The 11,408-nt window shown below is 58.0% G+C and carries 11 protein-coding genes; 10 read left to right on the forward strand and 1 reads right to left on the reverse strand.

The genetic code is table 11. The features are described 5' to 3' along the window. The first annotated feature begins 10 nt into the window (after positions 1-10). Entirely contained in the window at positions 11-208 is a 198-nt protein-coding gene (locus tag AC6R19_RS21335; RefSeq protein WP_500581902.1) for a DUF2283 domain-containing protein, read from the forward strand. Between the two features lie 7 nt (positions 209-215). Here AC6R19_RS21335 and AC6R19_RS21340 read toward each other — a convergent pair whose 3' ends face one another. Further along, positions 216-746: a DUF2062 domain-containing protein gene (locus AC6R19_RS21340; RefSeq protein ID WP_500581903.1), complete on the reverse strand. Its 531-nt coding sequence runs from the start codon at positions 744-746 to the stop codon at positions 216-218. A 338-nt stretch (positions 747-1,084) separates the two neighbouring features. Between AC6R19_RS21340 and AC6R19_RS21345 the strand changes: the two genes are divergently transcribed. The 9 genes from AC6R19_RS21345 to AC6R19_RS21385 all read left to right on the forward strand — a co-directional run bounded on the left by AC6R19_RS21345 (position 1,085) and on the right by AC6R19_RS21385 (position 11,216). Next, positions 1,085-1,762 carry a GntR family transcriptional regulator gene (locus tag AC6R19_RS21345; protein WP_500581904.1) on the forward strand — a complete coding sequence of 226 codons (678 nt, stop codon included), beginning with the start codon at positions 1,085-1,087 and terminating at the stop codon, positions 1,760-1,762. A gap of 12 nt (positions 1,763-1,774) precedes the next feature. After that, positions 1,775-2,653 (forward strand): methylisocitrate lyase, encoded by an 879-nt coding sequence (gene prpB, locus AC6R19_RS21350; protein ID WP_500581905.1) that lies wholly within the window; start codon positions 1,775-1,777, stop codon positions 2,651-2,653. A 125-nt stretch (positions 2,654-2,778) separates the two neighbouring features. Then, positions 2,779-3,906 (forward strand): bifunctional 2-methylcitrate synthase/citrate synthase, encoded by a 1,128-nt coding sequence (gene prpC / locus AC6R19_RS21355; RefSeq protein ID WP_500581906.1) that lies wholly within the window; start codon positions 2,779-2,781, stop codon positions 3,904-3,906. A 219-nt stretch (positions 3,907-4,125) separates the two neighbouring features. Continuing rightward, positions 4,126-6,741, forward strand: a complete 2,616-nt coding sequence (gene acnD / locus AC6R19_RS21360; RefSeq protein ID WP_500581907.1) for a Fe/S-dependent 2-methylisocitrate dehydratase AcnD — start codon at positions 4,126-4,128, stop codon at positions 6,739-6,741. Positions 6,742-6,956: 215 nt separating this feature from the next. Continuing rightward, positions 6,957-8,129 (forward strand): 2-methylaconitate cis-trans isomerase PrpF, encoded by a 1,173-nt coding sequence (gene prpF / locus AC6R19_RS21365; protein ID WP_500581908.1) that lies wholly within the window; start codon positions 6,957-6,959, stop codon positions 8,127-8,129. Between the two features lie 249 nt (positions 8,130-8,378). Further along, complete coding sequence (locus AC6R19_RS21370; protein WP_500581909.1) at positions 8,379-8,615, forward strand: UPF0175 family protein; 237 nt, start codon at positions 8,379-8,381, stop codon at positions 8,613-8,615. Between the two features lies 1 nt (position 8,616). Further along, a complete protein-coding gene (locus AC6R19_RS21375; RefSeq protein ID WP_500581910.1) occupies positions 8,617-9,150 on the forward strand; it encodes a PIN domain-containing protein in 534 nt (177 codons plus the stop codon). A gap of 193 nt (positions 9,151-9,343) precedes the next feature. Continuing rightward, positions 9,344-9,526 carry a hypothetical protein gene (locus AC6R19_RS21380; protein ID WP_500581911.1) on the forward strand — a complete coding sequence of 61 codons (183 nt, stop codon included), beginning with the start codon at positions 9,344-9,346 and terminating at the stop codon, positions 9,524-9,526. An 811-nt stretch (positions 9,527-10,337) separates the two neighbouring features. Beyond that, positions 10,338-11,216, forward strand: a complete 879-nt coding sequence (locus AC6R19_RS21385) for a hypothetical protein (RefSeq protein WP_500581912.1) — start codon at positions 10,338-10,340, stop codon at positions 11,214-11,216. Positions 11,217-11,408: the final 192 nt, after the last annotated feature.

Consider the following 11,408-nt stretch of genomic DNA (forward strand, 5'->3'; position numbering starts at 1 on the left):
CGAGGTAGCCATGAAAGTCCAATACTTCGGAGACACCGACACCCTGTATATCGAGTTTCGCGATAGCGGCATCGTTGAATCCAGGGATCTGGACGAAAATACCATTATGGATATCGACGAGAAGGGTAACATCTGCGCTCTCACCTTCGAGCACGCAAGTCAGCGCACGGATGTAGGCCATTTGACCGTCGAGGGTATCGCCGCCTGATCCCGGCCTACTGGAAATTGACTCCGGATCTCCTCGCCAGCCGCAGCTTCCACCGCTTCACCACATGCCACCGCCACAGCGCCTGCATCGCAAAGTAGGACACCGTGGCGAAGAAGATGCCGGCGAGCAGCGAGCCAAAAAACAGCGGCAGCCAGATTTTCCCCACCTCTTCCGTCAACCACTCCCACGACAGCTCAATCCTGAAATCCACCGGCGGCGTGCCCAGTATCCAGGCGCCCAGTTTGTAGGTGCTGTAGAAGATCACCGGCATGGTCACCGGGTTGGTGATCCACACCAGGATCATCGACAGCGGCAGGTTGCAGCGGAACCAGAGCGCCAGCAGGGCGGCGATGATCATCTGTCCGGGCAGGGGCAGGAAGCTGGTGAAGACGCCCACGGCAAAGGCCACGGATACCGAGTGGCGGTTCAGGTGGAAGAGGTTGGGGTCGTGCAGAAGAGTACCGAAGAAGCGCAGGCCGCTATTGGAGCGGACCTGTTCGGGTGTTGGCAGCCATCGCCTGATAATACTCTTCGGCATAACTCGATTGATCCGGGTGCTGGCAGCCTTAACGATACTGAACTGTCGCCAATGGAAAAGTGTCGACCAGGGTGACACGCCCGCGCTGCCCACCTGTAATCATAGGATGCCGGGGGCAGGCCGGGGCACGGGCATGCCGGCGTGGACGTACCGGCGCGGGCGCTATTATGCCCACTTAGTTGTTACAAGACTACCGCCCCACAAAAAGTCAGCCCTCTCACCAGATTGTCAACAATCCATCCACCCTTAGTCGCGGTTGACGGGAGGTTTTTCCTGGTCTATGGTCTTCTCCACTTGAGATTGTCGACAATCTTGATCCATCCCGGGAGAGCCCAAAATTGGAAGGCGGACAGCTGCAGGCAATAGAGACCAACCAGAGCCTGGCCGAGCGGCTGTTCGTGACCCTGCGCGGTGAAATCGTCGAGGGACAGATCGCCGCCGGCAGCAAGATCAGCGAGCCGGAGCTGGCGCGGCGCTTCAACGCCAGCCGCGGCAGCCTGCGCGAGGCATTGATGCGCCTCGAATCCCTGGGCCTGCTGGAGCGCCGGGTGCACGTGGGCGCGCGGGTGGTGGACCTGACCGAGCGCGGCCTGCTGGACCTCTATGAAGTGCGCGAGGCCCTGGAGGGCATGGCCTGCCGCCTGGCCGCCGAGCACCGCAGCGACGAGGACCTGGCCGAACTGCGCCAGATGCTGGCCCGCCACGAGCAGCAGGAAGAGCTGCAGGCGGGCAAGGCCTATTTCCAGCCGGAGGGGGACTTCGACTTCCACTTCCGCATAGTGCAGGCCTCCAAGAACGACCTGCTGATCGACACCCTCTGCAACCGCCTCTACTACCGGGTGCGCATGTACCGCTACCAGCTGGGCATGGCCAGCCCGCGGGCCAGGCGCGCCTTCCGCGAGCACAGCCATATCATTGAGGCCATCGAAGCGGGGGATGGCGAGCTGGCCGAGCTGCTGATGCGCCGGCATATCCGCGCGTCGCGACACAACATTGAAAAGAAACTGACCAGTTAATCGGAGCTAGTTATGAGCCAGAAGCCTTCCGCCGGCGCGCGTTTCCGCCGTGCCCTGCAAGAAAACCAACCACTGCAGGTAGTGGGCACCATCAACGCCTACACCGCCATCATGGCGGAGCGCATCGGCCACAAGGCCATCTACCTGTCCGGCGCCGGCGTCGCCAACGCCTCCTACGGCCTGCCGGACTTAGGGCTAACCAGCCTCGACAATGTGCTCGAAGACGTGCGCCGTATCACCGCTGCCTCCGAACTGCCGCTGCTGGTGGATATCGACACCGGCTGGGGCGGCGCCTTCAATATTGCCCGCACCATCAAGGAAATGATCCGCGCCGGCGCCGCCGCCGTGCATATCGAGGACCAGGTGGCGCAGAAGCGCTGCGGCCACCGCCCGAACAAGGAAATCGTCTCCAAAGAGGAAATGGTCGACCGCATCAAGGCCGCCGTTGACGCCCGCACCGACGACGACTTCTTCATCATGGCGCGCACCGATTCCTTCGCCCAGGAGGGCCTGGAAGCCGCCATCGACCGCGCCCGCGCCTGCATCGAGGCCGGCGCCGACGGCATCTTCGCCGAGGCGGTCACCGAGCTGGAACACTACCGCGCCTTCAAGGACGCGCTCAACGTGCCCATCCTCGCCAACATCACCGAGTTCGGCAAAACCAGGCTCTACAACGCCAAAGAGCTGGGCGAATCCGGCGCCGACATGGTCCTCTACCCGCTGTCCGCCTTCCGCGCCATGAACAAGGCCGCCGAGAACGTCTATACCAGTATTCTGCAAAACGGCGACCAGCAGGCAGTGGTCGACACCATGCAGACCCGCGAGGAACTGTACGACTACCTGAACTACCACGAGTTCGAGCAGAAGCTGGACGAACTCTTCAAGAAATAATTGGCGACTACTTGTAGGAGCCTGCTTGCAGGCGAAGCGGGAGTACGAAAAGACTCCTGAGTTATTCGCCCGCAAGCAGGCTCCTACAGCGCAAAGAACAAACTCAAGAGAAAGGGGAAATAAAGATGGCAGAGAAAAAACTGGGAGGCGCCGGCCTGCGCGGCCAGGTCGCCGGTAAAACCGCACTGTCCACCGTGGGCGTATCCGGCTCCGGCCTGACCTACCGCGGCTACGACGTCAAGGACCTGGCGGAACACTGCGAGTTCGAAGAAGTCGCCTACCTGATCTTCTACGGCGAACTCCCCACCAAGGCGCAACTGGCCGACTACAAAGGCGTACTGAAAGGCATGCGCGGCCTGCCGCAGGCGCTGAAGGAAGTGCTGGAGCGCATCCCTGCCGACGCCCACCCGATGGACGTCATGCGCACCGGCTGCTCTATGCTCGGCAACCTGGAGGGCGAGGAATCCTTCGACCAACAGCAGGAAAAAGCCAACCGCCTGCTGGCCGCCTTCCCGTCCATCATCTGCTACTGGTACCGCTTCACGCACGACGGCGTGCGCATCGAGACCGAAACCGACGACGACTCCATCGGCGGCCACTTCCTGCACATGCTGCGCGACGAGAAGCCGAACGCGCTGCACGAGCAGGTGATGAACGTGTCCCTGATTCTGTACGCCGAGCACGAGTTCAACGCCTCCACCTTCACCGCGCGCGTCTGTGCCTCCACCCTGTCCGACCTGTTCAGCTGCATCACCGGCGCCATCGGCTCCCTGCGCGGCCCGCTGCACGGCGGCGCCAACGAGGCGGCGATGGAACTGATCGAGAAATTCTCCAGCCCGGACGAAGCCGAGAAAGAACTGCTGGGCATGCTGGAGCGCAAGGAAAAGATCATGGGCTTCGGCCACGCGGTCTACACCGAATCCGACCCGCGCAACGCCATCATCAAGCAGTGGTCCGAAAAACTGGCCGCCGACGTGGGCGACACAGTGCTCTACCCGGTCTCCGTGCGCTGCGAGGAAGTGATGTGGCGCGAGAAGAAGCTGTTCTGCAACGCCGACTTCTTCCACGCATCCGCCTACCACTTTATGGGCATCCCGACCAAGCTGTTCACGCCGATCTTCGTGATGAGCCGCGTAACCGGCTGGGCCGCCCACGTATTCGAGCAGCGCGCCGACAACCGCATTATCCGCCCGAGCGCGGAATACACCGGTCCGGAACTGCGGAAGGTTGTGCCGATTGCCGAACGCGGCTAACCCCCTGGGAACGCCGAGCTGTTTACCTTGGAACGCTGAAGGCTCCAGCTCGGCACTCGGGCCGCAGGCCCGCCATCCATGTAGGAGCGGCCCATGGCCGCGATCGATATCTGCGGTTGCGATAGAGTCCGATCGCGGCCATGGGCGGGTGGCCGCCCCGCCGCTCCTACCGTTTCGTGCCGGAAATCGAGCGAAGATACGATTAGACAGATTTACCCAATGATGAACACCAAATACCGCAAAAATCTCCCCGGCACGGACCTCGACTACTTCGACACCCGCGCCGCCGTTGACGCCATCCAGCCCGGCGCCTACGCCAGGCTGCCCTACACCTCGCGCATCCTGGCGGAAAACCTGGTGCGCCGCTGCGATCCGGAACAGCTCACCGACGCACTGAAACAGATCATCGAACGCAAACGCGACCTGGATTTCCCCTGGTACCCGGCCAGGGTCGTCTGCCACGATATCCTCGGCCAGACCGCCCTGGTGGACCTCGCCGGCCTGCGCGATGCGATTGCAGAGAAGGGCGGCGACCCGTCCAAGGTCAACCCGGTGGTGCCCACCCAGCTGATCGTCGACCACTCCCTGGCAGTCGAACACCCCGGCTTCGAAAAAGACGCCTTCGAAAAAAACCGCGCAGTGGAAGAGCGCCGCAACGAAGACCGCTTCCACTTTATCAACTGGACCAAGACCGCGTTTGAAAACGTCGACGTCATCCCGCCCGGCAACGGCATCATGCACCAGATCAACCTGGAGAAGATGTCCCCGGTGGTGCAGGTGCGCCCAGATGAAAATGGAAAGCGCGTGGCCTTCCCGGACACCTGCGTCGGCACCGACAGCCACACCCCGATGGTGGACGCCCTGGGCGTCATTTCAGTAGGCGTCGGCGGCCTGGAAGCCGAGAGCGTGATGCTCGGCCGCGCCTCCTATATGCGCCTGCCCGATATCGTCGGCGTCGAGCTGACCGGCAAATTGAGCCCCGGCATTACCGGCACCGACTTGGTTCTGGCCCTGACCGAATTCCTGCGCCGCGAGCGCGTGGTCGGCGCCTACCTGGAATTCTTCGGCGAGGGCGCGTCCAACCTGAGCCTGGGCGACCGCGCCACCATCGCCAACATGACGCCGGAGTACGGCGCCACCGCCGGCATGTTCGCCATAGACCCGCAGACCATCGACTACCTGAAGCTGACCGGCCGCGACGACGAGCAGGTGGCGCTGGTAGAAAAATTCGCGAAGGAAACCGGCCTCTGGGCGGACACCCTCAAAGACGCCGACTACGAGCGGGTACTGAAATTCGATCTCTCTTCCGTCGGCCGCAACCTGGCCGGCCCGTCCAACCCGCACGCGCTGCTGCCGGTATCCGAGCTGGCCAACCGAGGCATCGCCAAAGAATGGGAAGAAAAAGAGGGATTAATGCCCGATGGTGCCGTGATCATCGCCGCCATCACCAGCTGCACCAACACCAGCAACCCGCGCAACATGATTGCCGCCGGCCTGATCGCCCGCAACGCCAACAAGCTGGGCCTGACCCGCAAGCCTTGGGTGAAAACCTCCCTGGCACCGGGCTCCAAGACCGTAAAAATGTACCTGGAAGAGGCCGACCTGCTGCCGGACCTGCAGCAGCTGGGCTTCGACGTGGTCGCCTTTGCCTGCACCACCTGTAACGGCATGAGCGGCGCCCTGGACCCGAAGATCCAACAGGAAGTGATCGACCGCGATCTGTACGCGACAGCGGTACTGTCCGGCAACCGCAACTTCGACGGCCGCATCCACCCCTACGCCAAGCAGGCCTTCCTGGCCTCGCCGCCCCTGGTAGTCGCCTACGCCATCGCCGGCACCATGCGTTTCGATATCGAGAAGGACGCACTGGGCCACGATAAAGACGGCAAGCCGATCACGCTGAAGGATATCTGGCCGAGCGACGAAGAAATCGATGCGATCGTGAAGCAGAGCGTAAAGCCGCAGCAGTTCCGCGACGTCTATATCCCGATGTTCGACCTGGAGAAGGGCGAGAGCGAGAAGGGCAAGCCCCTGTACGACTGGCGCCCGATGAGCACCTATATCCGCCGCCCGCCCTACTGGGAAGGCGCGTTGGCGGGCGAGCGCGCCCTGAAAGGCATGCGCCCGCTGGCGGTGCTCGGTGACAACATCACCACCGACCACCTGTCGCCGTCCAACGCCATCCTGGCCAGCAGTGCCGCCGGCGAATACCTGGCGAAAATGGGCCTGCCGGAGGAGGACTTCAACTCTTACGCGACGCATCGCGGCGACCACCTGACCGCCCAGCGCGCCACCTTCGCCAACCCGAAACTGCTGAACGAAATGGTGCGCGACGAGAACGGCGAGGTGAAGCAGGGCTCCCTCGCCCGCATCGAGCCGGAAGGCAAGGTGACCCGCATGTGGGAAGCCATCGAGACCTATATGGAGCGCAAGCAGCCGCTGATCATCGTCGCCGGCGCCGACTACGGCCAGGGCTCCTCCCGCGACTGGGCGGCCAAGGGCGTGCGCCTGGCAGGTGTGGAAGCCATCGTCGCCGAGGGCTTCGAGCGCATCCACCGCACCAACCTGATCGGCATGGGCGTACTGCCACTGGAATTCCAGCCCGGCACCACGCGCAAGACCCTGGGCCTGGACGGCACCGAGACTTACGACGTGATCGGCGAACGCACCCCGCGCGCGACCCTGACGCTCGTAATCCACCGCAAGAACGGCGAGAGCATCGATGTCCCGGTAACCTGCCGCCTGGACACCCAGGAGGAGGTTTCCATCTACGAAGCCGGCGGCGTCCTACAGCGCTTCGCCAAGGATTTCCTCGAAGCGGAAGCCACAGCCTGATGTAGGATCGGCGGGGCGGCCATCCGCCGTTGGCCGCGATCGGACTTGCAGTAACCCACAATGCCGGTCCCTCCTCTTCCCCATTTCCCGCTCGAGGGGGAGGGGCCAGGGGAGGGGCCCCAATCGAAGCCACCTCTTCCTCCCCTCTCCCGCTTGCGGGGGAGGGGCCGGGGGAGGGGGCCCAAATCGAAGTCAATCAACCAAACGATGCCCCCATGACCCACAAACCCCAAATAAAAATCCCCGCCACCTACATGCGCGGCGGCACCAGCAAAGGCGTCTTCTTCCGCTTAGAAGACCTCCCCAAACCCGCCCAAACCCCCGGCCAAGCCCGCGACAACCTGCTGCTGCGAGTAATCGGCAGCCCCGACCCCTACGGCAAACAAACCGACGGCATGGGCGGCGCCACCTCCAGCACCAGCAAGACGGTCATCCTGTCCAAGAGCGAACAGCCCGACCACGACGTCGACTACCTCTTCGGCCAGGTCTCCATCGACAAGCCCTTCGTAGACTGGTCCGGCAACTGCGGCAACCTAACCGCCGCCGTAGGCGCCTTCGCCATCAACAGCGGCTTCGTCGCTGCGGAGCGCGTGCCCGAAAACGGCATCTGCACCGTGCGCATCTGGCAGGCCAATATCAAAAAGACCATCGTCGCCCACGTACCCATCACCAACGGTGAGGTACAGGAGACCGGCGATTTCGAACTGGACGGCGTCACCTTCCCGGCGGCCGAAGTGCAGATCGAATTCATGGACCCGGCCGACGGCGAGGGAGCCATGTTCCCCACCGGCAACCTGGTGGACGAACTGGAAGTCCCCGGCGTCGGCATCCTGAAGGCGACCATGATCAACGCCGGCATCCCCACCATCTTCGTCAACGCCGACGAGATCGGCTACACGGGCACCGAGCTGCAGGAAGCCATCAACGGCGACGACAAGGCCCTGGCCATGTTCGAAACCATCCGCGCCCACGGCGCGGTAAAAATGGGCCTGATCGACAAGCTGGAAGACGCCGCCAACCGCCAGCATACCCCCAAGGTCGCCTTCGTCGCGCCGCCCAAGAGCTATACCGCATCCAGCGGCAAGCAAGTCGCGGCCGGTGATATCGACCTGCTGGTGCGCGCCCTGTCCATGGGCAAACTGCACCACGCAATGATGGGCACCGCCGCCGTCGCCATCGGCACCGCCGCCGCCATCCCCGGCACCCTGGTCAATCTGGCCGCCGGGGGAGGGGAGCGCAACGCCGTCACCTTCGGCCATCCGTCCGGCACCTTGCGTGTCGGCGCGGAAGCGGAAGTCGTCAACGGACAATGGGCTGCGACCAAGGCCATCATGAGTCGCAGTGCGCGCATCCTGATGGAGGGCTGGGTAAGAGTCCCGCCCCCCTGAGGACTCGTCATGCCGGACTTGATCCGGCATCCAGCACCCCTGAACCCGCCGGAGCCTGGGGCTCCGTGAATTACCGCGGAGCCCTCCAATACTGGTGCTAACGCTTGGACCCAGGCGAAACTGGATCAATGAGATCCGTAGCTTTACGCGCCAAATCAGATCGAGCGGAACTTAGCCTTTGATTTGATACAAAAATTAAATACTATCGAATCCGGTTGAGCCGTGATTATCTTCAAGGGAGTAAGATTTATGAAATTGGACGTAAATGACGAAGTCGCCGAGTGTTTAGAGCTTAGCGAGAAAGAACTGCTGGAGATTCTGGCGATAGCTCTATACAAGCTGGAAAAAATTAACGGCGTTCAAGGAGGAAAAATCACCGGAACCTCAGAAATTGAATTCCACGGTATCCTGGGTAAGTACGGACAGTTCATTAACTACGATGAGGACGACCTGGAAACGGACTTAAAAAATTTAAAGGACTTTTAATATGAACGCCCCAGGGAAGATCGTTGTAAGTGACACAACCGCAATTACCTATTTGTCGAGAATAGGTGCGATTTCACTGTTAAAGTCATTGTTTAATCAGATATATATTCCTTTAGCCGTGTATGAGGAATTGACACGGCTGGGGGATTCAAATCCGGGATCGAAAGAGGTTAAAACTTTAAATTGGATCGTCGTCGAAAGAGTATCCAATTTCGAAGAGGTGACTGCAAAATTCAGTCGGAAGCTTGATCCTGGTGAGAGCCAGGCTATCGGTTTGGCTCTTGAGAAGAAGGCGAATTTGCTGGTCATTGACGAAAAAGCCGGTAGGGCGGAAGCGGAGAGCCTGGGCATCCCAATCACCGGTATGGTAGGTGTTCTACTTAAAGCCAAAGAGCGCAATTTAATCTACACTATTGCACCTTTTCTTAACAGGTTGAGGCTGACAAACTTCAAAATGGGGCCGACGCTGTATAATCGTGCGCTTGAGCTGGCAGGGGAGGCAAATCTTAGGCTTAATATTGAGAAGAAAGCCTAACTGGTCTGCGGGGGTTTATTGAACATCCTGGGAGTATCGTGAATGTTGTGCGGCAGCCTCTAATCCCCCACAGTGCCCCTTGTGGCCGAGCCTGATCAGTGACAAATGGGGTTAGCGGCGGCCGGGCAAGGCCGCAGACTCTAGCGGGCGAGATTCACGTCCGGGTAAGTGTTGATCTACCCCCATTTTTGATGTGCCCGTCACCAACGATGAAGTACAGGAGACCGGCGATTTCGAACTGGACGGCGTCACCTTCCCGGCCGCCGGGGGAGGGGAGCGCAACGCCGTCACCTTCGGCCACCCGTCCGGAACATTGCGCGTTGGTGCGGAAGCGGAAGTCGCCAACGGACAATGGACTGCCACCAAGCGATTATGAGCCGCAGTGCGCGGATTCTGATGGGAGGGGTGGGTGTGCGTACCCGGAGATTGCTTTTAGTCCGCTTTACAGTGGGAGCCGGGAATGGCGGTGGTTACTGTTTAAGCTGGCTTCGGAAGTCGATAAAGGCGAGGCTCACTTTTTTATGCCCGCTACTTTAGCTGCTCAATATTTGAGTGGCGCCCAAATTTTGAACAGTACATTAACCAGCACCTCGCGACAAATTCATTAAAATAAGACTAACTTATTGACTTGGAAGGGGGTTTAAATACTATTGTGTGCAGCTATATCCAGAATTTTAGAGATGCGGTGTCGTGCAATTTTCTCGCCCCCCTCCTATGGTTGATTAATAGAGCGTTCTTGTTGATTGAGAGTTATTTGACCGCAGAACGAATGAGAACAGAATTATAAAGCAGTGGTGTTTAATAAACCGTTATGTGCTGAATTGATCGGGCCAGCCAGGAATAACTTGAAGGGAAGTTTTCATGACGCCATATAAAAATCTTAACGGAAACTCCAATGTAGAGTCGTATGAAATCGCTGACGGCTCGATAACTGTTAGATTTAAAACAGGTAGGTTTCGTAATTACCTCTATACAACTCAAAGGCCTGGAGAAGCTGTAGTAGAAAGAATGAAAGCACTTGCTCTGCAAGGTCATGGTCTTAATTCATACATTTCTACTCTCATCAGATCTAGGTTTGCACGCAAATGGTAAAGCGCACAACGAGCTGGGGCGTCATCGCTCCTATGGGGCTGGATCTCGCTACGCTCTGCCGCTACTGTGGAAATTAAACATATTAAGGGACGATAGTGAATCACCACGATATTTACGAGTTTGCGAAAAGAATATCAGTTCTAGAGGATTTTTTTACCGAATTCGCTTCCCGCGAAGAAGAAATTCTAACCTTTGGTATGAAGCGAATAGCTAATTGGGATAGCTATGAAGGGGCAGCTGAAATATTAAAAAGCTTTGAATCAGAAATACATGAATTTCAGGTTTTTCTGAGGCCAGTTGACAGAAATCTATATGAGCGCGTTGTTTCGCTGATTAATGCTTCACATATGGTGGAGTCAATTGCTGGAATTGAAGTCTCGTTAAGAATTGCTGCGAAAAAACAAAAACTTAAATTTTTCGATGAATTAAGAAACACAATTCTCTTTCAGTTGCCGTACATTTCTAATGTGTTTCGTAAGAAAAAATTATTCTCGGAAGACGTTATCCCCATTCAAAGGTTGTTGGTGGCTCTCGGACGCCTTAAAAATATGGTGAAAATATCAAAAGATACATATATGGCTCGGTGGGTTCATGATGGAGATGTATTTAAGCCGTCTAATCTAGATAGCGAGAAAATTATCAGTCTTATAGAAGTGGCCATTAATAATATTGAATCGAATTCTCCACTATCCAAGGAGGATAAGAAGCAATTGATCGAATATCTGCACAAAGCGAAAATTGAGTTTTCTGAAGATAGGCCATCATGGAATAAAATAGTTGGGGCACTTGTAATTGCAGCAGCGTTAACTAGTGGCCTAGCTGACTCAAGCGGAGCATTGGAAAACATAGATTCAGCAATAAAATACATACTTGGGGTTTCAATTGAAAAGCATATACCTAACCCTGTTCCTCTTCTCGAGCAGTCCCCAAAAAATAGAAAAGAGCCTGAAGCCTCAGAGGTAATTAACGTTTAACTAGTTTCCGTTTATAAAAAGGTAAGTCATTGAAATTTAACGAGAGATTACGATTTAGGTATTAAGAAGGCCCTAAAGATTGAGACTGTAAATTAAATTGTGTAACTGCTCATGCCCCCGTACTCTGCACCGGAGGATACCATGAGCAGAACAATGGACAACAAAGATCTCGAACAGCAACTCCAGGCTCAC

The organism is Microbulbifer sp. SE14, from assembly GCF_059834885.1.